This is a genomic window from Variovorax sp. YR750, assembly GCF_900109805.1.
GTDB lineage: Bacteria > Pseudomonadota > Gammaproteobacteria > Burkholderiales > Burkholderiaceae_C > Variovorax > Variovorax gossypii.
In genome coordinates this window covers 137,510-161,940 of sequence record NZ_FOBJ01000008.1, presented here as the reverse complement: position 1 = coordinate 161,940, position 24,431 = coordinate 137,510, and the positions used below count along the sequence as shown (strand labels likewise).

Here is a 24,431-nt window from a genome sequence, read left to right as displayed (position 1 = left end):
GCTCAGGAGTGCCCGTCCACCCGCATCTGGAACAGGAAGTAGGGCGGTATGCAGGCGCCGCGTCCCTCGGGCTGGCCCTCGGCCTGCGCGCAGATGTAGTCGTCGCGGCACGCCTGCTGCGCCGAGCAACTGCGCAGGTTGCCGGGGCGCGTGTGCTTCGCCAGGCATTCGCCGAAAGGCTTCTTCGCGGCCAGGCAGCTGTTGAAGTCGCTGAGGATGGCGATGCCGCCGCAGGTGCCGTTCCTGTCGTTCGGATCGCAGGGGCCCGAGCACATGCCGCCGGGGAAGCCGACCGAGGTTTTCTCGCACACGGAGAGGAGGCCCTCGCAGGAAATGCGAGGCAGCTTCTCTGCGCGGTCCAGCCATGGGTTGGCGGATTGGGTGATGCGCGTGGGCTCGCAGCGTGCGCCGACCGTGGGCTTCTCGGCCACTGTGCCGGCGTCGTCGGGTTCGGCCAGCGGGCGGAACGGGTCAGGCCGTTGCGTCGACAGCGACGCCTGCACATAGGTGCCGCGGCGTGCAAGTTCGTCCTGCACATGAGGCGAATGCGGCACCGCGAGCGCGTTGCCCGTGGTGAACGTGCGCGATGCGCCGCGCCGGTCCACGCCCAGCAGGTGAAAGCCCGCGACCGCGCGGCTCTGGTGGCAGCCCATGCAGCTCAGGTCGTCGAGGCGGCGCAGCACGGCCTGCGGCGATTGCAGCGTGCGGCTGCCCGCGACGGCCTGCCACTCGCCCGGCGCGAAGACCTGCGCGAAGGGTCGGTTCGCCAGCCGTTCGAGTCCGCGCGGCGCGACCGAGATCGCTTCGGTCGCGAGGAACTTTTCAGGTATCCGCAACGTGGCTTCGTCCAGCGCCCGCAGGTTCGCGGGCTGCTGCAGCCATTGCTCCAGCTCCTTGCGCAGCGGGGCGTTGGCCTTCAGCTTCGCGACGTCGGGCGTGTTCTCCAGCGGCGCCACGTCGAAGCGCTTCGCCGGCGCGTTCCAGCGGAAGGCGCGCAGCATGTATTCGGCATGGCCGCCCAGGTCGGGCCGCACCGCCGAAGGCCAGCGCACGCTCTGGAGGTTGGTCGTTACTTGCGCGATGCGCGCGTGCTCGAGGCGACGCGGCGCCAGCGGACCGTCGGCCGACACCAGCCAGCGGCCCAGCGCCTCGTCGGCCATCGAGGCCTGCGGCGGCTGCCAGCGCTTCGCGGCGCTCGCACAGCTGCCGTCCGCATCGGGCGCATCGCCGCGCAGCTCGACGTTGACCGTCATCGGCAGGCGCGACTGCATCTCGGCCGTGCGGTAGGCCAGCCGGTACACGAGCCGTGTCTCGCCGCACGCGCCATCCTGGAAGGGCCTGCGGTCCATGCGGTTGGCCACGCCAACGAGTTCGAAGAAGGCGTCGGGGCTCGCGAGCCAGCGCGCGTCGAACAACCGGTGCGGATAGCGCGAGACGCCGACGCCGGCCTGCTTGTCTCGCCGCTGGATGCCGGCGAGGCTGGCGCCCAGCGGGTCCGCGATGGAGCGCCAGGCCGGCGCACGCATCAACGCCTGGTTGGTTGTGACGCCATCGGCGGACTGCGCCGTCTCGCCGTTCATCCAGCGCGCGAAGCCGGCGCCGGATTTCTCCGCGGCCTGCAGCGCGGCGGGCGACGTGACGAGCAGCACCGGCTCCGCAGCGTGCACCACGGGCATGGCGAGCGCGACTGTCAGTGCGAGGAGGGCGGCGGGGGGGTGGTGTCGAATGGGTGGCACGCGAACGATTGTGCCGCCGTGCCACCCGCGATCACGCGAAAGCCCGTCCCGCTTCGGGCATTGCCTCGGCGGCATCCAGCGCCGCCAGCGGCCGGGGCGTCGCCGCGAGCAGCGCCTGCGTGTAGGCATGCCGCGGGTCGTCGAACACCGCGTCGCGCGCGCCTTGTTCCACGATGCGCCCGCGCTCCATCACGATCACGCGGTCTGCGATCTGCTCCACGGCCGCGAGGTCGTGGCTGATGAAGAGGCAGGCGAAGCCGTGGTGCTGCTGCAGGCTCTGGAACAGCTTGAGCACCTGCGCCTGGATCGTCATGTCGAGCGCGGACACGGGTTCGTCGGCCACCACGAAGGCAGGCCTGCGCACCAGCGCGCGGGCGATCGCCACGCGCTGGCGCTGGCCGCCCGAGAGCTCGTGCGGGTAGCGCGCGCCGAGGCCGTCCAGGCCCACTTCGTCCAGCGTCTCCTTCACGCGTCGCACGCGCGCGGCCGCATCGAGCTGGGGCAGGTGGCGCAGCGGCTCGGCCACGATGTCCTGCACGCGCATGCGCGGGTCGAGCGAGGAGAACGGGTCCTGGAACACCAGCTGGCAGGCCAGTCTGAAGCGATGCAGCGCGGCGCGGTCGGCGGTGCGCACGTCTTCGCCGCGGAACATGATCTGCCCGGCGTGCGATGGCGCGAGCCGCAAGATGGCACGTCCCAGCGTGGTCTTTCCCGAGCCGCTGCCGCCGACCAGCGCGACCATCTCGCCGGAGTGGATGTCGAGGTCGAGCGAGTCGATCACGCGGATCGGAGGATGCCGTTTGAACAGGCCGGTGCGCGCGCCCGGATAGCTCACGCACAGTCCGCGCACCTGCACCAGCGGCTGTTGCGGTGCGACGGTTTCCGCCCTGGCGGCCTGCCGGCGCGGCAGCGCGTCGACCAGCTTGCGGGTGTAGGTCTGCTTCGGCTCGAGCAGGATGCCGGGCACCTCGCCGGTCTCGACCAGCCGGCCTTTCTCCAGCACGATGGCGCGCTGCGCGTAGCGCCCCACGAGGCCGAGGTTGTGCGTGATGAGCAGCACGGCGGTGCCGTTGTCGCGCGCCAGGCCCACCATCAGGTCGAGCACTTCGCGTTGGCTCAGCGTGTCGAGCGCGGTGGTCGGCTCGTCGGCGATCAGCAGGCGCGGCTTCAGCAGCATCACGCTGGCCAGCATGATGCGCTGGCGCATGCCGCCCGAGAACTCGTGCGGGTAGGCGTGCATGCAGCGTTCGGGGTCGGCGATCTGCACGCGCCGCAGCATGTCGACGATGCGCGTGCGGATTTCCGCCGCCGGCAGCTGCGTGTGCATGCGCAGGCCCTCGGCCATCTGCTCGCCGATGCGATGTACCGGGTTGAGCGAGACCATCGGCTCCTGGAACACCATGCCGATGCCCGGCCCGCGAATGGGCCGCATTGCCTTCGCGTCGCGCGAGGCCAGGTCCTCGCCGTCGAAAACGATGCGCCCGCCGGTCTGCGAGATTCCCGGCGGCAGCAATTGCAGGATGGCGCGCGCCGCCATGGTCTTGCCGCTGCCCGATTCGCCCACCACGGCCAGGAACTCGCCGGCCTTCACTTCGAAGGACAGGTCGTGCACCAGCGGCTGGGTGCCGTGGCGCAGCTCGATCTTCAGGTGCTCGACGGACAGCACGGTCGGGTTCGATGCGGCGCTCATGACTTCTCCGTCCGTGGATCGAGCCGGTCGCGCAGCGATTCGCCCAGCAGGTTGATGCCCAGCAGCGTGAGCGCGATGCACAGGCCTGGCACCACGCACAGCCACACGGCCGAGGCCATGTAGGGCCGGGCGCTAGCGAGCATGTTGCCCCAGGTGGGCGCGGGCGGCGGAACGCCCAGGCCGAGGAAGCTCAGCGCGCTTTCCGACAGCAGTACCCAGCCGAACATGCTGGTGGCCAGCACCGCCACCGGCGCCATGCAGTTGGGCAGCACATGGCGCCACATGGTGTAGAGCTCGCCGTTGCCGATCATCCGCGAGGCCTCGACATACTCGCGCTCGCGCAGCGACAGCACCGTGCCGCGCACCACGCGCACCACCGAGGGCGCATAGGCCAGGCTCAGCGCCAGCACGATGCCCCACTTGTTGGCGCCGACGATCACCATCACGCCCAGCGCCAGCAGCAGGCCCGGAAAGGCCAGCAGCGTGTCGTTGAAGGCCATCAGCACGCGATCGGTCCAGCCGCGCACGAAGCCCGCTACCACGCCGACCACCAGGCCCATGGCGGTGGCCAGCGTCACCGTCAGCAGCGCCACCAGACAGCTGGTGGCCGCGCCCTGCATGGCGCGGCTGGCCACGTCGCGGCCGAACTCGTCGGTGCCGAGCCAGTGCGCCAGCGAGGGCGACTGCAGCTTGGAGCGCAGGTCGATGCCCACCGGGTTGTAGGGCGTCCACAAGGCCGCCACCACGGCCGTGGCCAACAGCGCCGCGATGAGCACGCCGCCGATGAGGGTATGGGTCTTGAACTTCTTGGTCACTGCACCGAGACCCGCGGGTCGAAGAGGGGGTAGCACATGTCGACGATCAGGTTGATGACGACGTAGATGCACGCGGTGAACAGCAGGCAGCCCTGCAGCACCGGATAGTCGCGCGCGAAGATCGAGTCGATCATCAGGCGGCCGAGGCCGGGCAGCGTGAACACCGTCTCCAGTACCGCGATGCCGCTGAGCAGGTGCCCGAGGATCAGCCCGATCATGGTGAGCGTCGGGTTGAAGGCGTTGGGCAGCACGTGGCGGCGCAGCACCTGCGACTCTGGCACGCCCTTGGCGCGTGCATGCGTCACGTATTCGAGCCGCAGGATCTCGATGGTGCTGGCGCGCGACATGCGCGTGAGCACGCCGGTCTCCACCAGCAGCAGCGTCGCGATGGGAAGGATCACGTAGAGCACGCCCTGCGAGAAGTTCTCCGACATGGGCACGTAGCCCACCACCGGCAGCCAGCCCAGGTACTGGCCGAAGAACATCAGCAGCAGCAGGCCCAGCCAGAAGCTGGGCACCGAGAGCATCAGCGTGGCCGCGCCGATGATGGCGAGGTCGGTGGGCTTGTCCTTGCGCCAGGCGGCAACGAGCCCGGCGGGCACCGCGATCAGCGAGGCCAGCGCCACCGCGACCAGCACGATGACCGCGCTGACGTGGAAGCGCTCCCAGATCAGCGGCAGCACCGGCAGGCCGTTGGTGGTCGAGAGGCCCAGGTCGCCGGTCACCGCGTGGCGCAGCCACACGAGGTACTGCACGGGCAGGGGCTGGTCCAGCCCCATCTGGTGGCGCATCAGCTCGAGCTGCGCGGGGTCGGCGCCTTCGCCCAGCATCAGCAGCACCGGGTCGCCCGGAATCAGCCGCATCAGGGTGAAGACCGCGATGGAGACCAGCAGCAGCGTCGGGATCGTCATCGCGATCCGGCGCAGGAGGTAGGCGGGCATTGCTCGCGAGATCCCGCTCAGCCGGCGGCGGCCAGCCGCACGTTCCAGAACCTCGGCTTGGCCGGCGCCCAGCCCTTGAAGCCGGTCACGCTCTTGCGCATGGCGGTGGCGTCGCTGGCGTTGAAGAGCACGATCATCGGCACGTCCTGCAGCATCTGCTTGTGCATCTCGTCGAAGAGCACCTGGCGGCGCGCCTTGTCGCGCGTGACCATCGATTCGGTGAGGCGCGCCTGGGCATAGGGGCTGTCCCACACCTTGCGCGGCTGGGTGGCCTTGTCGCCCGACACCATCTCGTAGTTGAGCGAGGGGTCGATGCGCGCCGAGTAGATGAAGGCCATGCTCTGGTACTGGCCCTTGGTGTAGCGGTCGAGCTGCGTGGCCCAGTCGAGCACTTCGAGTTCGACGTTGATGCCGGCCTCGGAGGCCATGGCCTGCACCAGCACTGCCGCCGAGTACAGCGCCTCGTAGCGCTTGTTGGCGATCATGCGGATCGGCTGGCCACGGTAGCCGGCCTCGGCGAGCAGCTTCTTCGCGGCGGCGAGGTCGCGCTTGAAGCCGCTGCCCTGCACGGCGTCGTAATACGGGCTCGAAGAGGGCACCACCGAGTTGTTGACGGCCGAGAGGCCCTCGGTGACGGAGCGGGCGATTTCCGGCGTGTCGAGCGAGAGCGCCAGCGCGCGCCGGACGCGCACGTCCTTCAGCACCGGGTCGTTGGTCTGCAGCAGCAGCCCGACCATGGTCATCACCGGCGTGGTGTCGACCAGCACGTCGCTTCGCTTGCGCATCTCGACCACGTCGGCCGGACTGGGGCTGACGAAGGCGTCGATGCCGCCGCTGTAGAGCGCGGCCTTGGCCGCGGCCGAGTCGGGAATGACGACGAAGCGCAGGTTCTCGACTTCCGCCTTCTTGCCGCCGGTGAGGCCGTCGCGCGGCTCTGCGCGCGAGCTGTAGCCGTCGAAGCGCGTGAGCTCGACGTACTGGCCGCGCTTCCATTCCTTGAGCTTGTAGGGGCCGGTGCCCACCGGTTCCTTCCAGGCGCCGTCGGGGCCGACCGAGCTGCGGTGCAGGATGGCGGCGCCGCCGCAGTCGGGGCGCGCCATCATCGTGAGGAAGAGGGCGCTGGCGCGCTCCAGTTTGAACACCACCGTCTTCGGATTGGGCGCTTCCACCGAGAGCACCTTGGTCATGCCCTTGCCGTCGAACTCGGGCAGGCAGCGCCAGCCGCTGGTGGGTTTCAGGTAGCGCTGCCAGTTCCAGACCACGTCGTCGGCGGTGAGAGTGGCGCCGTTCTGGAACTTCACGCCGTCGCGCAGGGTGAAGGTGTAGGTCAGGCCGTCGGCCGAAGTGTCGACCTTGCTCGCGAGCATGGGGCCCACCGAGGTGTCCTCGCGCAGCGCGACCAGCCCTTCGCCCACATGCAGCAGCACGTTGTCGGTGTTGTCGTCGCGGTTGCCGCCAGGGTCGGTGGTGCGGATGTCGGAGTTGATCTGGATGCGCAGTGTCTGGCCCGTGCCCACGGCGGGCTGGGCGGAAGACGAGGCCGCGGCGGCGAGGCCCAGTGCCAGGGCGGCGATTCGACGTGCGGAACACGGACGAGAGGGCGGGCGAGAAGGGGGGACGGGGACTTTCTTCATGGCAACACTCCTGGCATGGGCTGGGCGGTCGATAGAGCGGTCGGACTCAGAGGGAATATTCGGTGAAGCGGTGTTCCTTGAAGGGCGCTGGGGCGATGCGCATCTTTCGTGCCGCCGGGTCCATCACGATGGTCGCCACCGTGGCGGAAGATGCCCCGCCGGGGCCCGCGCTCGGGCTGCGGCACACGGCGCGCGGCGCGCCGAAGCGGTCCTGCAGCGCGTCGAGCACGTCCTGTTCGGTGAGGAGGGCGGCAGCGCGCTTGTTCTGAAGCGCCTCGGTCACGCGGCGGTCGCGGTAGAGCGAGTCGGGCGTGGTCTCCAGGCTGCGGTCCACCACGCGCGCGAGTGCAGCGGGCGTCTTGAAGTGGTTCGCGTGCACCAGGATGCCGGCCTCGGGCTGCTGCCAGAACACCTGCTCGGGGCAGGTCTCCAGGCTCACGGCCTCGCCGTCGGCGTGCGTGAGGATCATGTTGTTGGAGATTGAGCGCGCCGTGCGGCACACCACGCCGAGCGCGTTGGCGTACAGCTCCGACTGCAGGATGCCGCGGCGGATGAGCGCCAGCGGCACGCCCTGTTGCCGGCCGTCGCTGTCGGCCTTGATGAAGTTGCCGGTGACGGCGATGCCCGCGCTGTTGAGGCCGGCGCGCGCGAGTGTGCCCGCCTCGGCGAAGGTCAGCATCGACGGGCCCTTGGCCGGCTGGATGCGCAGCACCACGCCGAGCTCCAGGCTCTCGATGCGCCAGTCCCAGTTCTGCGCGTGGATGAGCCTGCCTTCGCGCGCGGCCGAGGGCATGACCACCACGCCGGTGCAGCCGTCGGGCGGCTCGGTCGCTTCGAGCTGCTGGAAGGCGTAGAGCATCTCGCTACGCGCATTGAGCGCCACGATGTCTTCCGGCGGCACGCCCGCGCCCTCGGCCACGCCCTCGATCTCGCGCAGCATGCCGGCGTCGAAGGCTTCGATCATCGGCATGAAACGGCGGGCCAGCGCGCGGGTGCGGTCCCAGTTCAGGCCCACGCGCTCGAAGGCGGCGCGGTAGGTGCGAAGGCTCAGGTCGATGCGCTCGCCGGCGGCGCGGCCGTACTGCTGGCCGCACTGGCGCGCGTCGCCTTCGATGTCGTAGAGGGGAAAGGATTCGATGTCCATCTCGTTCGTGCTTTCCGGGGTGTTCAGGCCGCGGCGCTCGCGGGCTGGACGGTTTGCTTGATGGCCGCGCGCAGGGTGTCGACGATCTGGTCGACGTGCCGGCGCTCCAGCGTGAAAGGCGGCGACAGCGCGATGGTCTCGCCCACCGGGCGCACCAGCAGGCCGTTGTCCAGGCAGTGCTGCGCCACGGCTTGCGCATGCATGCCGGGGCCCGAGGCCCAGGCCTCCAGTTCCACGCCGCCGAGCAGGCCGAGGTTGCGGATGTCGATCACGCCCGGCAGGCCGCGCAGTGCGTGCAGGCATTCCTCGAAATAGGGCGCCAGCGCGGCCGACTGGGCGATCAGGCCGTCCTGTGTGTAGGCGTCGAGCGTGGCCAGGGCCGCGGCGCAGGCCAGCGGATGGCCCGAGTAGGTGTAGCCGTGCGAGAGCTCGACGGCGCTGACGCTGCCGTGCATGAAGGCGTCGTGCACCTCGTCGCGCATCAGCACCGCGCCCATGGGCACCGCGCCGTTGGTCAGGCCCTTGGCGGTGGTGATGAGGTCGGGCGTCACGCCGAACAGGTCGGCCGCGAAGTTGGTGCCCAGGCGGCCGAAGCCGGTGATGACCTCGTCGAAGATCAGCAGGATGCCGTGTTTGTCGCAGATCTCGCGCAGGCGCCTGAGGTAGCCGCGCGGCGGCGGCAGTACGCCGGTGGAGCCGGCCACGGGCTCCACGATGACGGCGGCTACGGTCGACGGGTCGTGCAGCGCGAGCAGGGACTCGAGCGCGTCGGCCTTGTCGATGCCGTGCCCGGGTTCGCCGCGCGAGAAGGCGTTGCGCGCCAGGTCGTGCGTGTGCGGCAGGTGGTCCACGCCGTTGAGCAGCGGGCCGAAGGTGCTGCGCTGGCGCCCGATGCCGCCGACCGAGATGCCGCCGAAGCCCACGCCGTGATAGGCGCGCTCGCGGCCGATGAGGCGGTAGCGGCCGGCGTTGCCGCGTGCGCGGTGGCAGGCCAGCGCGATCTTCAGCGCGGTGTCGACCGACTCCGAACCGGAGTTGGTGAAGAACACGTGGTTCATGCCGGCCGGCGCCATTTCCGAGAGGCGCTGCGCCAGCGTGAAGGCGGCGGGATGGCCGATCTGGAAGCTCGAGGCGTAGTCGAGCACGTCGATCTGCGCCTTCAGCGCGGCGCTGATGCGCGGGTTGCGGTGCCCGGCGTTCACGCACCACAGGCCCGCGATGCCGTCGAGCACGCGGCTGCCGTCGGCCATGTCGTAGTGCACGCCTTCGCTGCCGACGATCAGGCGCGGCGATTGCTTGAACTTGCGGTTGGGGGTGAAGGGCATCCAGTACGCGTCGAGCGACGCGGGGGAGGCGAGGGTGTCGGCTTGGGCCACGAGATGGTTCTCCGTTGGAAAGCGACCCGGCTCGGGTCGTCGTGGGGCCGATCTTGAAACTCAAATTGTATTTTTGGCACGATATGTACATGGTTTTTCCGGGCCAAAAATACAAAACCGGGTTGATGATCGCTCCCGAGGAGTCCACCGCGATTCCGGAGAACCCTGGATGGACGCATCACAGATATGAGCAAGTCGCTTGTGCCGATCCCGCCGCTCACTCAGCGCGTGAGCCGCTACATCCTCGACCAGGCCCTGGCCGGCGGCTACGAGAACGGCCGCCACCTCACCGAGGCCGAGCTCGCGGGCCGGCTCGGCATTTCGCGCACGCCGGTGCGCGCCGCGCTGCGCTTCCTGCACGAACGGGCCCTGCTGGCGCACGTGCCGAACCGCGGCTACACCCTGGTCGCCGATCGCGACGCACTGAACCGCGCGCGGCGCGAGATGCCCGAGGACGAGGAGAAGACGCTCTACTACCGGCTGCTGCGCGATCGCCTCGCCGGCAAGCTGCCGACGCGCGTCAACGAACTGGAGCTCGCGCAGGCCTACGCGGTGCCGCGCCCGCTGCTTCGCACCGTGCTCACCACGCTGCTGCAGGACGGCGTGCTGCGCGGGCGCCACTACCAGCGCTGGGAGTTCACCGAAACGCTGGATTCGGTCGAGAGCGAGCGCGAGAGCTACAGGTTCCGGCTCACGGTCGAATGCGCCGGCCTGCGCGAGCCCGGCTTCAAGGTCGACCAGCAGCGGCTGCTGGCCTGCCGCGAGCGGCAGCAGGGGCTGTTGGCCCAGGCCTCGCGTTATTCATGGATGGATTTCTTCGAGGCCAACGCGCAGTTCCACGAACTGCTGGCCAGCGCCTCGGGCAACCGCTTCTTCCTCGACGCGGTGCAGCAGCAGAACCGGCTGCGCCGCATGTCGGACCTGTCGGACTATCCGCTGGTGAACATCGACCTGCTCCACAAGTCGTGCCACGAGCACCTTGAAATACTCGACGCGGTGGAGCGCAACGACCTCGGCACCGCCGCGGAGCACATGCGGCAACACCTCAGCCGCGCCAGCGACCTGCTCGAGCGGCGGGTGATGGGCGTGCTGGGCGACTGACCGATCAGTGCGCCATCAGCGGCGCGGGCTGATGTTCAGATTGCTGCAGAAGTCGTAGAAGGCTTCGAGCTGCAGCGACTTGTCGAATACCGCGTCGACGCCGGCGGACAGCGCGCCTTCGCGCACCTCGGAGGTCGCGTGGTTCATGAGCACCACCGTGCGCTGCTCCGGCAGCTTGTGCTCGTTGAGGTATTGCGCCACGGTGAGCCCGTTGCCCTCGGCCAGGAACACGTCGATGACCGCGGCGTCCCAGCCCCCGGGGTTGTCCTTGAACCAGTCGATGGCGTCGCGCGAAGTGGCGGCAGTACCGATCACATTGCATTCGGAGAATTCGTGCAGCCCGTCGGACAGCGTGGTGGCGATCAGGGGGTTGTCTTCTATCAGGTAGATGCGGGTCATCTTGCGTGGTCGGGGCTTCTTGCGGTATTCGTTTTCGTCATGTGCGGCTTGTCTCGGGCCGACGCGGTGATTCTCTCCATCGGGGCCGCGCGGCGAGTCGGACAACGCCGTCACCTGCCGTAGCGGATCACCGGCGCGCGCGGTACCGCGTGCCATACTGGCCGCGTGTGTATTCACGTGGCGCGGCAGCCATCGAGGAGGAAGAGGGCACATGGTCCAGCAGGCCAAGCGCAGCGCAACCACTGTCGGGGCGATCCTCGCCTCGGCGCGACAGCTTTTCATCGAACGCGGTTTCGCGGCCGTCAGCATCGATGACATCGCGGCCGGCGCCGGGATCGCGAAGGGCGGTCTCTATCACCACTTCCGTTCCAAGCAGGACATCTTCGAGGCCGTGCTCGACGCAGTGCAGGCGGAGCTCGCGGCGGAACTCGGAACGCGCATCCAGCGCATCGAGGGGCATCGCTCGCCGCACACCATCGCGACCAATCTGCGGATCTACCTGGAAGCGGCCACGCAGGAAGGGCTGCGGCAGCTGATCCTGGTCGATGGCCCCGTGGTGCTCGGCTGGGAGCGCTGGCGCAGCATCGACGACCGTCATTTCATGGCCTCCATCCACAGTGGGCTGGTGGCCATCATGCCGGCGGGCACTGCACCGGTAGAGATCGATGCCGCGACACGGCTGATCGCAGGCGCGGTCGCCGAAGCGGCGCTGGCCTGCGGCGTTGCGCAGGACCCGGTCGCCGCCGTGCAGCTGCATTGCCGGCTGCTCGAAACCATGTTGTGCGGACTGCGGGAGCACGGGGCCGGCGAGCCGCACGATTGACAAACCGACTTCGAGTCGGTAAATTTTCTCCATCAAAAGAACGGATGGAGACAGACATGGTTTTCTCTGGCGCTGCCGCCCCCGGTCTGGCGGGCGAAGAGTTGTTCGCCCGCTATCACGTCGGATGGGAAACGCGCGATCCGGACCGGATCGCATCGCTGCATTCGGAAGACACCTTCTACTGGCTGCATGACGGCTCCGAGCCGGTGCGAGGGCGCGAGGCGCTGCGCCAGTACTGCATCGGCGTGTTCGCGCGCTATCCCTTCACCTTCGAGCTGCGCCGCAGTCTGTTCGCCGAACGGCACTGGGTGCTGGAGTGGGTGATGGTGCTGCCGCTGAAAGACACGGCGGGACAGCCGTTCACCGCGCGCGTGGAGATGCTCGACGTCGTCGATTTCAACGAGGCCGGCGAGGTGACGCGCAAGGACGTCTACATGAACGGTGCCCAGTCGCAGGCCGCCTTCGCGCGGGCGGGCATCGCTACAGGCGCAGACCGCCAGCCGCACTAGCTGGCGCAGCCGCGCGCGGCAACCCGGACGAAGAACTTGCTCCCGCATCGGCATTGCCGGATGCGGGCAGGGCAGCGCCACGCCTGCACCCGGCAGGCTCCCCCGTCTCATTCACCAGGAAGAAGGAGCAACGCATGCAAACACGTCCGCATCACACGTTCTGGCCCCGGCGCCTGCCCCGCGCGATGAACGCGCCGCGCACGCCGCTATGGGACAACCTCGCGGTCAACGCCCGTCGCTTCCCCGACAAGGCGGCGTTGATCTTCATGGGGAGCACCATGAGCTATGCGCAGCTGTGGTCCGCCGTCGAGCGCTTCGCGGGCCACTTGCACGAGATGGGCGTGCGCAGGGGCGACCGCGTGATGCTGGCGATGCAGAACTGCCCGCAGCTGGTCGCTGCCCATTTCGCGATCCTGCGCGCCGATGCGGTGGTGGTGCCGGTCAATCCGATGAACCGGGCCGAGGAGCTGAAGCACTTCATCGTCGACCCCGATGCGCGGGTGGCGGTCGCCACGGCCGACCTCGCAGTCGAACTCGCGAAGGCCAGCGACGCGCTGCCGGAGGGGCAGCGCCTGCGCCACCTGGTCGTCACGCAGTTCACCGATGCATTCGATCCCGCCGCGCTGCCGGCGGAAGACATGCCCGCGGCCTGGGCGCCCTGGATGCTGACGCGGCGCGATCTTCCGTCCCTGGCCGGCGGCACGGTGCACTGCTGGGCGGACTGCCTGGCACGCGAGGCCGAACCTCCTGCCTCCGAGGCTGGCGCGGACGACCTGGCCCTGCTGCCCTACACCAGCGGCACGACCGGCCTGCCCAAGGGCTGCATGCTCAGCCACGCGAACGCGATGCACAACGCGATGGCCATCAATGCCTGGGGCAACGTGACGCCGGAGAGCGTGCAGCTGGTGGCGGTGCCGATGTTCCACATCACCGGCATGGTGGGCGTCATGCATGCGGCGATCCTTGCCGGCGTGACCATGGTGCTGATGCCGCGATGGGACCGCGAGCTGGCCGGTCGGCTCATCTCGGCATGCCGGGTGACGCATTGGGCCAACATCCCGACCATGGTCATTGACCTGCTGGCCAGCCCGAACGTCGCGCGCTTCGACCTGTCGAGCCTGGTCTCCATCGGCGGCGGCGGGGCGGCCATGCCGCAGGCGGTGGCGCAGCGGCTGTTCGAGCAGTACGGTCTGCGCTACATCGAGGCCTACGGCCTCACCGAGACCGCCGCGCCCTCGCACTACAACCCGCCCGAGGCGCCCAAGCTGCAGTGCCTGGGCATCCCTTTCATGAGTGTCGACGCGCGCGTGATTGACCCCGAGACGGGCCGTGAAGTCGAACAGGGCGCGATGGGCGAGATCGTCATCCACGGGCCGCAGGTGTTCGGCGGCTACTGGAAGCGCCCGGACGACACCGCGGCCACCTTCATCCAGATCGACGGCAAGTCCTTCTTCCGCTCCGGCGACATGGGACACGTGGACGAGGAGGGCTATTTCTTCGCCACCGACCGGCTCAAGCGGATGATCAACGCCTCGGGCTTCAAGGTCTGGCCGGCCGAGGTGGAGGCGCTGATGTTCCGGCATCCCGCGATCCAGGAAGCCTGCGTCATCGCCACGAAGGACGCCTATCGCGGCGAATCGGTCAAGGCGCTGGTGGTGCGCAAGCCCGCGCAGCCGCCGGTGAGCGAACAGGACATCGTCGACTGGTGCCGGGAGAACATGGCGGCCTACAAGGTGCCGCGCGTGGTGCAGTTCGTCGATGCGCTCCCGAAGAGCGGCAGCGGCAAGGTGATGTGGCGGGCGCTGCAGGAGGCGGAAGCCGCCGCTTCGGCTTGACTGATCCCGGGCGGCGGCGCATGGAAAGGGCCGCGTGAGAAACTAGCGGGCTTGCCGGCCCGGCGTCGGGGCCGGCGACCACAGTCACAGGAAGCCCGCGTTTTGGAAGAGAAGGTCGTCTCCGTTGCCCCGATGATGGACTGGACCGACAGACATTGTCGGTACCTCCATCGCCTGCTGTCGCGTCACGCGCTGCTCTACACGGAGATGGTGACGACCGGCGCGCTGATGCATGGCGACGTGCCGCGGCACCTGCGCTTCAACGCCGAGGAACACCCCGTCGCGTTGCAGCTCGGCGGCAGCGAGCCGGCCGACCTTGCGCACTGCGCGAAGCTCGGCGAGGAGTGGGGCTACGACGAGATCAACCTGAACTGCGGCTGCCCCAGCGAGCGCGTGCAGCGCGGCGCTTTCGGCGCCTGTCTCATGAACGAGCCGCAACTCGTGGCCGACTGCGTGAAGGCGATGGTCGACGTGGTGGGTATCCCGGTCACGGTCAAGCACCGCATCGGCATCGACAAGATCGAGAGCTACGAGTTCGTGCGCGACTTCGTCGGCAAGGTGAGCGAGGCTGGTTGCCGGACCTTCATCGTGCATGCGCGCAACGCCTGGCTGCAGGGCCTGAGCCCGAAGCAGAACCGCGAGATCCCGCCGCTGCGCTACGAGCTGGTGCACCGGCTGAAGCACGAGTTTCCCGACCTGCACATCGCCATCAACGGCGGCATCACCGTCAACGCCCAGGTGCACGAGCACCTGCGGCTGCTCGACGGGGTGATGGTCGGGCGCGAGGCATATCACAACCCCTGGTGGCTGGCCGAGTGGGACGCCGAGTTCTTCGGCGCGAAGGCGCAGCCGCTGACGCGCGAAGAGGTCGAGTCGCTCATGTGCGACTACATGGCCCGCGAGGCGGCGGAGCACGGCACGCACTGGTGGCCGATCGCGCGCCACATGCTGGGCCTGCGCAACGGCCTGCCGGGCGCGCGCCGCTGGCGCCAGGTCTGGAGCGACCACCGGCTCAAGACTCTGCCGGCGCACGAAGTCATGGCGCTGGCCCGCGAGCCGGTCGCCCAGGCTGCCTGAACCTTCCTTTTTCCGCGCGACTTCTGGTCTTTCTTGCGGGCCGCCGCCGACCGGGCGCGGCTCCGTTATCGCTCGCCTGAAACATTGTTCCGAAATTGCTACTTCACGATTAGTGGCGCGTCAACCGTTTTTTGCTGAAGAATGAGGAGCATCAGGGACATAAAAAGGTTTGGAATACATGAGTGACGCGATTGGCGGCAAGGAAGAAGTGAGTGCACTCGCCAGAGGGCTGGCCCTCCTCAGGGTCATCGGAATGGCATCGGCTCCCATAGGCAATCGCGAACTGGCAGACACCACGGGCATTCCCAAGGCCACGGTATCGAGGCTCACTGCCACGCTGGTGAGTGCGGGGTATTTACGACAGTCCCAGGACAGCGAGCGCTTCAGCCTCGGCCCGGCGCTGCTGGACATGAGCAGCCGCTATCTGCGCCATTTCGACCTGCGCACCGTGGCGCGGCCGCACCTGTCGGCGCTGTCCGAGGCGGCGGGCGTCAGCGTGCACCTGGGCGTGCGCGACGAGCTCGACATGCTCGTCATCGATTCGCTGCGGCCCCGCTCGGTGGTCATCAGCTCGCGCATCGAGGTGGGCACGCGCATGACCATCGCCACCTCGGCCGCCGGACGCGCCTACCTCGCGGCGCTGCCCGAGGCGGAGCAGTCCGAGTTGCTGGCGCAGATCCGGGCCGAGAGCGGGGAAAGCTGGGGTGCCATCGAGCCGGGCCTGGTCTCCAGCCTGGACGAGTACGGCTCGCTGGGCTACTGCGGCTCCTTCGGCGAATGGAATCCGCACATCCACGCCATCGGCTTCGCCCTGGAAGGCCCGCGCGGCGAGCGCTATTCGGTGAGTTGCGGCGGCCCGGCCTACCTGCTGCCCAAGGAAACCATGGTGGCGCGCATCGCGCCGCTGCTGCTCGAAACCGCCCAGCGCCTGGCCGGCGAGGTCGGCACGTCGGCCGGGGTCGATGAAAGAGTGGGTGAACGGGCGAGCCGGCCGTCGGCCTAGCGGCTGTTTTCCAGCTTCAGCACATAGCCTTTGCCGCGCACCGTGTGGAGCAGCTTGAGGCCGAATGGATCGTCCAGCTTCTGCCGAAGCCTCAGGATGCCGACAGTGACCATGTTGTCTCGCTCGTCGGCAGCCGACCCCCACACGGCCTGGATCAGCCTGGCACGCGAGAGCACCTGGCCCTTGTGCGTCATCAGCACGTACAGGAGCTCGAACAGCGTGGCACTGAGGCCCAGTTCGGTGTCCTGGCGAAACGCCTTGCCGCGCGTGCGGTCGATCGCCAGGTCCGCCAGCCGCAGGATGGCCGTTTCCGGGCCGCGACCGCGCGAAGCGAGCGCCCAGGCGCGCGCCAGCAGGTCGGCGGGACCATAGGGCTTGACGATGTATTCGGTCGCGCCTTGCGCCAGTCCTTCCAGGCGATCGGCCAGCTGGTCGCGCTGCGTGAGCACGAGGAGCGGGGCATTCGTGCCGCGCCTGACCAGCCGTATCGCGTCATGGGTCGCCGCCGGTTGCACGGCGTCGAGCAGGATCAGCGCGTACGGCTTGCCTGCCGAGAGCCACGCGCCGGCGTCGCATGCGGCGGCCACGTCGACGGTGAAGCCGCATCTGCCGAGCATGCCGCCGAGCTCGTCGCGCACCCTGCTTTCGGATCCGAGGAACAGGACATTCATGGGCGGAAATCCTTGGCTGCCGAGCGTCCCTGCTCGGTGTAGGTAAGCGGGGCCGGAGCCGTCGTATCCTGGGTGCCGGGGGAGGCGTCGCGCTGTCTGTGCGCGCAGCCGTCCATCAGGAAGACGCACACCACCAGTGAAAGCACGGTGGCGTGGGTGATGGCAAAGCTGGAGGGATATTTCATTTCCTTCGTTTCCTGTCGTCCTGTTTGCCGCGCTTCAGTCGAAGAGCACGACGCGATCGCCCTCTGCGGGCCGGCAGCCGTCGGCAACGGGTTCCCAGCCCCGGTGCACCACCACTTGCCTGCCGTCGTGGCACAGCTCGATGCGTTCGCTTGCGGCGCCTTGTCGTTCGCGCACGAAGGTCTCCACGGTCGACGGCAGGCTGACGCGCAGCTTCAGCGCGTAGATGTCGTCTTCCGGGTGGTCGTCCAGATGCAGCAGCGGCACGAAGTTCGACGCGAAGACGAGCGCATGCGAGCCGACATCGACCGGCGCGGGCCTGTAGGGCGCGGCGCGCAGCCATTGCTGGGCGCGCTCGCGCAGGTCGTCCCCGTCGGGCAACTTGCCCCACGCGACCGCGAGCAGCTCCATGACCCACTGGTTGCAGTTCTGGTAGCGCAGGCTGAACGGATAGGCATTGGCGCTGTAGCGCGCGGCCAGCAGGTGCAGGGCGCGCGGCGTGTCGAGTGCCGCATTGCGCAGCGCCCGCGCCGCTTCTGAGGGCAGCGACACGATGGAGACGTAGCCCAGCGCCGGGTCGTCGATGCCCATGACGAAACCGGCCAGGCCCTGGTCGTAGAGGCGCGGGTGCCCTTCGTCGCAGGCGTAGTACAGCTGCCGCGCGAGCCAGGTGCCGTCCGCGCTTTTCCAGGCGATGGCGGCATGGGAGTAGCGGATGCGGAAGCGCGAGAGATCGAGGCCGGAGCGGCTGATCAGCACGGCGTCGCCGCCAGTGCTCGAGAGCGCTTCCTGCACGACGCCGGCAAAGCGCAGCACGCGATCCTGCTGGCTTGCGCCGAGCGGCTGCGTTCGATCGCAGTACTTCGCGGAGGCGGCATGCGCAACGCTCCCCGCGAAGGCGACGGCCGCCGCAAGGCCCGGCAGCGCAAGCCGGCGGGCGATGAAAGCCCACGCGCTCAAAGGCTCACGGGGCGCGCGGCGAGCCCCCGATACCAGTCGTCTGCGAGCACGAGGTAGAACGCCTCGTGCGTGTCGCCGCGGCCAAAGGCGGTGCCATAGGCGCGCTGCCGTGCGCGCACCAGGTCTCCGAGACCCAGGCGCTCCTTCGCGAACGTGGCCTGCGGCAGTTCGAGCACGATGCGGCGCTGCGGGTCGCTGTCGCTCTGCATGGCCACGCGCGTGAAGCCCTCGCGGTCGCCGGCCTGTGCGATCTCCGTGATGCGGTAGTCGCCCTCGGCCACCTTGTCGCCGTCGAACGAACTCCTGCTCGATCCGCGCAGCGAATCGGACACGCTGCCGCTGGAGGCCGACCCGGCGCTCGAGGCCACGGACGACGCGAAGCTGTCGGCATGGGCATTGAAGGCCGCGACGAGCAAGACTGCGCTGCCCGCGGCGCGGAAGAAATGAAGAAAGGTCATGGAACGCTCCGGCTGTGAATGGGTGAAGTTCATTTCGCGTGGAAGATGCCGAGTCCCTGCCGGCGGGCCCGTGCGAAGGCGCACTGCAGCTTGATGCAAGCCCTGCGCAACTCGCGCCGCAGCGCCAGCTTCCAGCCCGGAGCCTTGCCCGACGGGGTGGTGACGGCGGTCTTCGTCATTGCAGGTACGCGGCGAGCTGCTCGGCGCCCTTTTCGATGCCGACGATGGAGGCGCTGCGGGCCCCGATGCCGGCCTTGAGGTTCCATGCATTCGGGTACTGCTTGGCGACGTAGGCGCCGAGCAGCTCGTTGGTCGACGCGTCGTAGATCTCGACGGCAAAGCTCACAGAACCCGTCATCGCGCCTTCCTTGCCGCGCACGGCCTGCACGGCGTTGTAGGGGCCGCCCAGCAGGTCGAAGCGCGAGAAGGTGCTGAGAACGGCGGTGTTGGCTTTGGCGCCGGTGAGCGTCAGCTTGATCCGTATTGCGTTGGTGCTTCTGCCGGGGGAGTTTCGAAGGAAGCGTGCATTCAGCTTGTCGTTGAACTGGTTCTGCATGTAGCGCGCCAGGAAGACCTTGTCGTCCTCCGACACGTCTTCGAACTGGCTGTCGCTGCCGCGGTAGATGGCGACCGGATCGAGGACGAAACCCGAATACCGTCGCCAATCGATGTTTGTCCTGTATTCGAAGGGAATGCGACCGGAGTCGTCGTGCTGGCTCGGCCGCAGCTGGGTCGCGGAGGCGATGCCGGCATAGGGAACCGGCTGTGTACTGGCGCACGCCGTCAGGATCAGGCAGACCGCCAGGGTGATGGCCTTCGGGGCATCGGAAAGAGCACGCATCGCGTTCCTCGGTTGGAAAAGGTGAATGAACAAGGCAATGACCGTTTCCAGATTTAAAACTGTACGGTACGGTTCATTATTGAATCGGATTTTGACGATGTCAAGAAAACTGTACAGTTGGGTATTCTTTTGAAAGGGCGCGATGAAGGTCAGGACAGAAGCGCGGCGCAACGTCATCCTTGAAGCGGCGGTGGCGCTGTTCAAGGAACTGGGCTACGAGCGCTCGTCGATGAACGAGCTCGCCAAGCGCCTGGGAGGGTCGAAGGCCACCCTGTACGGGTACTTCGCGTCGAAGGAGGAGCTCTTTCGGGCGGTCGTGCAGACCGTGGCCGTCTCGCATCTGGCGGAAGCCGCGGCCGAGTTGCAGGAGGTGAGCGAGACCGCCACGCTCGAAGCGCAGTTGATGCGCTTCGGCGAGCGGATGCTGTTCGTGCTGACCAACGACGCGGATGCGCTGGCGGTCTACCGGATGGTGCTGGCCGAGGCCGGGCGCTCCGACGTGGGGCAGCAGTTCCAGGAGTCGGGCCCCACCGAATACATCCGGACCCTTGCCGGGTTCATGGAGGCGGCGATGGCGCGTGGCGAGCTGCGGCGCATGGACCCGCACGTGACCGCGCTGCAGTTCACCGCGCTGGTCACGGCTGAGACCCAGCGGCGGCTTTTCCAGGCCAATCCCGAGCCGGTATCAGTGGAAGAGATCCGCGCGCTGGTCGAGCGCGCCGTCGAGATGTTCCTCGCCGGCGCAACGCCGCGCTAGACAGACCGCGTCAGTTCGCGGCTTCCAGCCCGTTCTGGAAGTGCTCGCGCATCCGGGCCATGGCGGCTTCCGCGTCGCGGGCCTCGATGGCGGCCATCACCGAGCGGTGCTCGGCCAGCGATTCCCCGATCCGGCCAGTCTTCAGCAGCGAGTTGTGCCGGTTGAGCTTCATCACCTTGCGCAGGTCGGCCACCATCTGGTCGCGCCACTTGTTGTTGGCGATGGCCAGCAGGCGCATGTGGAAGCGCTCGTTCACGGCGAAGAAGTGTTCCCGGTCCTCGGGCGAGGCGGCAGCCTCGAGTTCGGCGTGCAGCGCCTTCAGCTCGGCCCGCTGCGCATCGGTTGCGCGTTCGGCCACCACGCCGGCGGCATCGCTCTCCAGCAGCGAGAGCAGGTGGTAGACGTCGGCCAGGTCCTGCTCCGACACCTCGGTCACGTACGCGCCGCGGCGCACCTTCATCGTCACCAGGCCTTCGGCGGCCAGCACCTTCAGCGCCTCGCGCAGGGGCGTGCGGCTGATGCCGTATTCCTCGGCCAGCTTGAGTTCGTCGATCCAGCTGCCGGGCTCCAGCTCGCGGCGGAAGATCCGCTGGCGCAGCAGTTCGGCCACCTCTTCGTAGAGGGCGCGGGGGGTGAGGGTGACGGCGGACATGGGCCGGACTGTACTTCAAAAATGGCGTTTGAATTAATAATTATGGATCGGTTAGACTCGCGGCCGGCTTGCAAATCCCTGCAGGCGAATTTGCGAACACCCTGCAAGACACTGCGAACGGCCCCTTCATGAGCAGCAAACCCGAACCCTCCTACAAGCAAGCCGATCTCGAAGCCTGGGCCAAGGCCGCAGCCAAGTCCGCGCCCGGCGGCGACGTGAGCGCGCTGAACTGGATCACGCCCGACGGCATCGCCGTGAAGCCGCTGTACACCGCCGCCGACCTGCAGGGCCTGAAGTACACCGACACGCTGCCCGGCTTCGAGCCCTACCTGCGCGGCCCGCAGGCCACCATGTACGCGGTGCGCCCCTGGACCATCCGCCAGTACGCCGGCTTCTCCACCGCAGAGGAATCGAACGCCTTCTACCGCAAGGCGCTGGCCGCCGGTGGTCAGGGCGTGAGCGTGGCCTTCGACCTCGCCACCCACCGCGGCTACGACAGCGACCACCCGCGCGTGACCGGCGACGTCGGCAAGGCTGGCGTGGCGATCGACTCGGTCGAGGACATGAAGATCCTGTTCGACCAGATCCCGCTGGACAAGGTGAGCGTGTCCATGACGATGAACGGCGCCGTGCTGCCGGTGCTCGCGGGCTACGTGGTCGCGGCCGAGGAGCAGGGCGTGGCGCAGGACCAGCTCAGCGGAACCATCCAGAACGACATCCTCAAGGAGTTCATGGTCCGCAACACCTACATCTTCCCGCCCGGGCCGAGCATGCGGATCATCGGCGACATCATCGAGTACACGGCGCAGAAGATGCCCAAGTTCAACTCGATCTCGATCAGCGGCTATCACATGCAGGAAGCCGGCGCCAACCAGGCGCTCGAGCTTGCCTTCACGCTGGCCGACGGCAAGGAATATGTGAAGACCGCGCTGGCCAAGGGCCTCGACGTGGACGGCTTCGCCGGCCGCCTGAGCTTCTTCTGGGCCATCGGCATGAACTTCTATCTCGAAGTCGCCAAGATGCGCGCCGCGCGCCTCTTGTGGTGCCGCATCATGAAGGAGTTCGAGCCCAAGAACCCCAAGAGCCTGATGCTGCGCACGCACTGCCAGACCTCGGGCTGGAGCCTCACCGAGCAGGACCCGTACAACAACGTGGTGCGCACCACCATCGAGGCGATGGCCGCGGTGTTCGGCGGCACGCAGAGCCTGCACACCAACGCGCTCGACGAAGCCATCGCGCTGCCCACCGAGTTCAGCGCCCGCATCGCGCGCAACACGCAGCTCATCATCCAGGAAGAGACGCACATCACCAACGTGATCGACCCCTGGGCCGGCAGCTACATGATGGAGAAGCTCACGCAGGACATGGCCGATGCGGCCTGGACCATCATCGAGGAAGTCGAGGCCATGGGCGGCATGACCAAGGCGGTCGACAGCGGCTGGGCCAAGCTCAAGATCGAGGCCGCCGCCGCCGAGAAGCAGGCGCGCATCGACTCCGGCAAGGACGTGATCGTCGGCGTCAACAAGTACAAGCTCAAGAGCGAGGATGCGATCGACAGCCTCTCCATCGACAACGTGAAGGTGCGCGAGCAGCAGGTCGCGCGCCTGCAGAAGATCCGCGCCTCGCGCGACAACGCCAAGGTGCAGGCGGCGCTCGACGCGCTCACCGAAGCCGCCGAGAACAACACCGGCAACCTGCTGGCACTGAGCATCGACGCGGTGCGCCTGCGCGCCACCGTGGGCGAGATTTCCGACGCGCTCGAGAAATCCTTCGGCCGCCACCGCGCCGATACGCAGAAGGTGACCGGCGTGTATGCCGCCGCCTACGACTCGGCCGAAGGCTGGGAAACGCTGAAGACCGAAATCAACGCCTTCGCCGAGGAGCAGGGCCGCCGCCCGCGCGTGATGATCTCCAAGCTCGGCCAGGACGGTCACGACCGCGGCGCGAAGGTCGTCGCCACCGCCTTTGCCGACCTGGGCTTCGATGTGGACATGGGCCCGCTCTTCCAGACGCCGGAAGAATGCGCACGCCAGGCCATCGAGAACGACGTGCATGCCGTCGGCGTCAGCACGCTCGCGGCCGGCCACAAGACTCTTGTGCCCGCCATCATCGACGAGCTGCGCAAGCAGGGCGCGGACGACATCATCGTGTTCGTCGGCGGCGTCATTCCGCGGCAGGACTACGAATTCCTCTACGACGCCGGCGTCAAGGGCATCTACGGGCCGGGCACGCCGATTCCCGCCAGCGCCAAGGACGTGCTGGAGCAGATTCGCGCGGCGGTCACGGCCTGAGGCGCGTCGTCGTGAGCGATCTCTTGTCGCGGCTGTCGCTGCAGCCTGTGGATTCCAGCGATTTCGAGGCCATGCTGGCCCTGCGCATCGACGCGATGCGCCCGAGCCTGGAGCGCGTCGGCCGCTTCGACGTGGCGCGTTCGCGCGAGCGCCTGAACGCGGGCTTCGTGGTGCCGTACATGCACCACATCGTGCTCGACGGCGACCAGCGCATCGGCTTCGTCACGCTGAAGCCCGAGGACAGCGACGCGCTGCGCCTCGACCATCTCTACCTGCGCACCGGCTTCCAGGGCCTGGGCATCGGCGAATGGGTGCTCGAATGGGCCAAGTCGCAGGCGCGCGAACAGCGGCTGGACATCAAGCTCACCGCGCTCGTGAAGAGCGACGCCAACCGCTTCTACCTGCGGCACGGCTTCGTGCTCGAAGGCGGGGAGGGCGTCGACCTGTACTACCGCTGGCGCGTGGCGTCGGAGGCTGCGTGCTGAGCGACAAGGCACAGGCCCTCGAGAACGCGATCGCCGGCACCGAAGGCATGCCGCAGCGGCGCGCCATCGCCAAGGCCATCACGCTGCTCGAATCGACGCGCGGCGACCACCGCGCGCAGGCCGACGAGCTGCTCACGGCGCTGCTGCCGCGCACGGGCAATTCGTTCCGCCTCGGTATCTCGGGCGTGCCGGGCGTCGGCAAGTCGACCTTCATCGAGACGCTGGGCCTGCTGCTGATCGGCAAGGGGCATCGCGTCGCGGTGCTCACCATCGACCCGTCGTCCACCGTGTCGGGCGGCTCGATCCTCGGCGACAAGACGCGCATGGAGCGCCTCTCGGTGAACGAGCGCGCCTACATCCGGCCCAGCCCGTCGAGCGGCACGCTCGGCGGCGTGGCCGAGAAGACGCGCGAGGCCATGCTGGTGTGCGAGGCCGCCGGCTACGACATCGTGATCGTCGAGACGGTCGGCGTGGGCCAGAGCGAGACCGCCGTGGCCGGCATGACCGACATGTTCGTGCTGCTGCAGCTGCCCAACGCGGGCGACGACCTGCAGGCCATCAAGAAGGGCGTGATGGAGCTGGCCGACCTTGTCGTCATCAACAAGGCCGACATCGACAAGGACGCCGCCACGCGCGCGCAGGCCCAGATCACTTCGGCGCTTCGCCTTTTCGGCCACCAGGGCAACCCCGAGCACGCGCATGCGGCGCACGACGCGCACAGCGGCGCGGAGGTGCGCTTCTGGCTGCCCAGGGTGCTGCAGCTCAGCGCGCTGGCCAACACCGGCGTCGACGCCTTCTGGGACGCCGTCACGCAATTCAGGCAACTGCAGACCGCCAACGGCCGCCTCGCGAAGCGCCGCGAGAAGCAGGCCACCGCGTGGATGTGGGAACGCATCGACGCAGGCCTCAAGCAGGCCTTCAGGCATCACCCCCAGGTGCGCGAGCTGCTGCCGCAGCTCACGCAGCAGGTGACGCAGGGCACGCTGCCGGCCTCCACGGCCGCGCGCAACCTGCTCGCCGCGGCCGCCATCGCCGCCGGACCATGAAGAA

25 protein-coding genes are annotated in these 24,431 nt (G+C 68.3%); 10 read left to right on the top strand and 15 right to left on the bottom strand.

Features of this window, described 5'->3' with window-relative positions:
* Nucleotides 1-2: 2 nt before the first annotated feature.
* The 7 genes from BMY35_RS17975 to BMY35_RS17945 form a co-directional block, all read right to left on the bottom strand.
* Complete coding sequence (locus BMY35_RS17975; protein ID WP_256228744.1) at nt 3-1,676, bottom strand: hypothetical protein; 1,674 nt, start codon at nt 1,674-1,676, stop codon at nt 3-5.
* A 91-nt stretch (nt 1,677-1,767) separates the two neighbouring features.
* Nucleotides 1,768-3,426, bottom strand: coding sequence for an ABC transporter ATP-binding protein (locus BMY35_RS17970; protein ID WP_093201763.1), 1,659 nt, complete (start codon nt 3,424-3,426; stop codon nt 1,768-1,770).
* Nucleotides 3,423-4,241, bottom strand: a complete 819-nt coding sequence (locus tag BMY35_RS17965; protein WP_093201761.1) for an ABC transporter permease — start codon at nt 4,239-4,241, stop codon at nt 3,423-3,425. Before BMY35_RS17965 ends, BMY35_RS17970 begins: the two co-directional genes overlap by 4 nt.
* Nucleotides 4,238-5,182, bottom strand: coding sequence for an ABC transporter permease (locus BMY35_RS17960; RefSeq protein ID WP_093201758.1), 945 nt, complete (start codon nt 5,180-5,182; stop codon nt 4,238-4,240). The genes BMY35_RS17965 and BMY35_RS17960 overlap by 4 nt, the downstream gene beginning before the upstream one ends.
* A gap of 17 nt (nt 5,183-5,199) precedes the next feature.
* Nucleotides 5,200-6,816 carry an ABC transporter substrate-binding protein gene (locus tag BMY35_RS17955; RefSeq protein WP_093201755.1) on the bottom strand — a complete coding sequence of 539 codons (1,617 nt, stop codon included), beginning with the start codon at nt 6,814-6,816 and terminating at the stop codon, nt 5,200-5,202.
* A 46-nt stretch (nt 6,817-6,862) separates the two neighbouring features.
* Complete coding sequence (locus BMY35_RS17950) at nt 6,863-7,960, bottom strand: C45 family autoproteolytic acyltransferase/hydrolase (protein WP_093201753.1); 1,098 nt, start codon at nt 7,958-7,960, stop codon at nt 6,863-6,865.
* A 23-nt stretch (nt 7,961-7,983) separates the two neighbouring features.
* Nucleotides 7,984-9,336 (bottom strand): omega-aminotransferase AptA, encoded by a 1,353-nt coding sequence (locus BMY35_RS17945; protein WP_256228740.1) that lies wholly within the window; start codon nt 9,334-9,336, stop codon nt 7,984-7,986.
* 186 nt (nt 9,337-9,522) lie between these two features.
* Here BMY35_RS17945 and BMY35_RS17940 point away from each other — a divergent pair, with 186 nt between their 5' ends.
* Nucleotides 9,523-10,437 carry a GntR family transcriptional regulator gene (locus BMY35_RS17940; RefSeq protein WP_093201750.1) on the top strand — a complete coding sequence of 305 codons (915 nt, stop codon included), beginning with the start codon at nt 9,523-9,525 and terminating at the stop codon, nt 10,435-10,437.
* A 15-nt stretch (nt 10,438-10,452) separates the two neighbouring features.
* On the opposite strand, the gene BMY35_RS17935 is transcribed toward BMY35_RS17940, so the two are convergent.
* On the bottom strand, nt 10,453-10,836 hold the full coding sequence (locus BMY35_RS17935) for a response regulator (RefSeq protein ID WP_093201748.1): 384 nt from the start codon (nt 10,834-10,836) through the stop codon (nt 10,453-10,455).
* A 211-nt stretch (nt 10,837-11,047) separates the two neighbouring features.
* Between BMY35_RS17935 and BMY35_RS17930 the strand changes: the two genes are divergently transcribed.
* From BMY35_RS17930 to BMY35_RS17910, 5 genes are all read left to right on the top strand, one after another.
* Nucleotides 11,048-11,659, top strand: a complete 612-nt coding sequence (locus tag BMY35_RS17930) for a TetR/AcrR family transcriptional regulator (RefSeq protein WP_093201745.1) — start codon at nt 11,048-11,050, stop codon at nt 11,657-11,659.
* Between the two features lie 56 nt (nt 11,660-11,715).
* Nucleotides 11,716-12,168: a nuclear transport factor 2 family protein gene (locus BMY35_RS17925; RefSeq protein WP_177213658.1), complete on the top strand. Its 453-nt coding sequence runs from the start codon at nt 11,716-11,718 to the stop codon at nt 12,166-12,168.
* 134 nt (nt 12,169-12,302) lie between these two features.
* Nucleotides 12,303-14,003 carry a long-chain fatty acid--CoA ligase gene (locus BMY35_RS17920; RefSeq protein ID WP_093201739.1) on the top strand — a complete coding sequence of 567 codons (1,701 nt, stop codon included), beginning with the start codon at nt 12,303-12,305 and terminating at the stop codon, nt 14,001-14,003.
* 51 nt (nt 14,004-14,054) lie between these two features.
* Nucleotides 14,055-15,080: a tRNA dihydrouridine(20/20a) synthase DusA gene (gene dusA, locus BMY35_RS17915; protein WP_256228736.1), complete on the top strand. Its 1,026-nt coding sequence runs from the start codon at nt 14,055-14,057 to the stop codon at nt 15,078-15,080.
* Nucleotides 15,081-15,258: 178 nt separating this feature from the next.
* Entirely contained in the window at nt 15,259-16,083 is an 825-nt protein-coding gene (locus BMY35_RS17910; RefSeq protein WP_093201734.1) for an IclR family transcriptional regulator, read from the top strand.
* Here BMY35_RS17910 and BMY35_RS17905 read toward each other — a convergent pair.
* Genes BMY35_RS17905 through BMY35_RS17885 form a run of 6 tightly spaced genes read right to left on the bottom strand, consistent with a single transcriptional unit; the run spans nt 16,080 to nt 19,196 of the window.
* On the bottom strand, nt 16,080-16,754 hold the full coding sequence (locus BMY35_RS17905; protein WP_093201731.1) for a winged helix-turn-helix domain-containing protein: 675 nt from the start codon (nt 16,752-16,754) through the stop codon (nt 16,080-16,082). The two genes, BMY35_RS17910 and BMY35_RS17905, sit on opposite strands and share 4 nt — an antisense overlap.
* Nucleotides 16,751-16,939: a hypothetical protein gene (locus tag BMY35_RS17900; protein ID WP_093201728.1), complete on the bottom strand. Its 189-nt coding sequence runs from the start codon at nt 16,937-16,939 to the stop codon at nt 16,751-16,753. The genes BMY35_RS17905 and BMY35_RS17900 overlap by 4 nt, the downstream gene beginning before the upstream one ends.
* A gap of 34 nt (nt 16,940-16,973) precedes the next feature.
* Nucleotides 16,974-17,897 (bottom strand): DUF2145 domain-containing protein, encoded by a 924-nt coding sequence (locus BMY35_RS17895; protein ID WP_093201726.1) that lies wholly within the window; start codon nt 17,895-17,897, stop codon nt 16,974-16,976.
* A complete protein-coding gene (locus tag BMY35_RS17890; protein WP_093201723.1) occupies nt 17,894-18,355 on the bottom strand; it encodes a hypothetical protein in 462 nt (153 codons plus the stop codon). Before BMY35_RS17890 ends, BMY35_RS17895 begins: the two co-directional genes overlap by 4 nt.
* A 29-nt stretch (nt 18,356-18,384) precedes the next feature.
* Entirely contained in the window at nt 18,385-18,534 is a 150-nt protein-coding gene (locus BMY35_RS38325; protein ID WP_177213657.1) for a hypothetical protein, read from the bottom strand.
* The gene (locus BMY35_RS17885; RefSeq protein WP_093201721.1) at nt 18,531-19,196 is read right to left on the bottom strand and encodes a DUF3313 domain-containing protein; all 666 of its coding nucleotides are present in this window, start codon (nt 19,194-19,196) and stop codon (nt 18,531-18,533) included. The genes BMY35_RS38325 and BMY35_RS17885 overlap by 4 nt, the downstream gene beginning before the upstream one ends.
* A 142-nt stretch (nt 19,197-19,338) precedes the next feature.
* Between BMY35_RS17885 and BMY35_RS17880 the strand changes: the two genes are divergently transcribed.
* On the top strand, nt 19,339-19,953 hold the full coding sequence (locus BMY35_RS17880; RefSeq protein WP_093201718.1) for a TetR/AcrR family transcriptional regulator: 615 nt from the start codon (nt 19,339-19,341) through the stop codon (nt 19,951-19,953).
* A 10-nt stretch (nt 19,954-19,963) separates the two neighbouring features.
* Here BMY35_RS17880 and BMY35_RS17875 read toward each other — a convergent pair whose 3' ends face one another.
* Entirely contained in the window at nt 19,964-20,605 is a 642-nt protein-coding gene (locus BMY35_RS17875; RefSeq protein ID WP_093201715.1) for a GntR family transcriptional regulator, read from the bottom strand.
* Nucleotides 20,606-20,733: 128 nt separating this feature from the next.
* Here BMY35_RS17875 and scpA point away from each other — a divergent pair, with 128 nt between their 5' ends.
* From scpA to meaB, 3 genes are read left to right on the top strand one after another with little or no spacing between them, the layout of a single operon-like run.
* On the top strand, nt 20,734-22,896 hold the full coding sequence (gene scpA / locus BMY35_RS17870; RefSeq protein WP_093201713.1) for a methylmalonyl-CoA mutase: 2,163 nt from the start codon (nt 20,734-20,736) through the stop codon (nt 22,894-22,896).
* A gap of 11 nt (nt 22,897-22,907) precedes the next feature.
* Nucleotides 22,908-23,381: a GNAT family N-acetyltransferase gene (locus BMY35_RS17865; RefSeq protein ID WP_093201710.1), complete on the top strand. Its 474-nt coding sequence runs from the start codon at nt 22,908-22,910 to the stop codon at nt 23,379-23,381.
* 47 nt (nt 23,382-23,428) lie between these two features.
* Nucleotides 23,429-24,427, top strand: a complete 999-nt coding sequence (gene meaB, locus BMY35_RS17860; RefSeq protein WP_371287178.1) for a methylmalonyl Co-A mutase-associated GTPase MeaB — start codon at nt 23,429-23,431, stop codon at nt 24,425-24,427.
* Nucleotides 24,428-24,431: the final 4 nt, after the last annotated feature.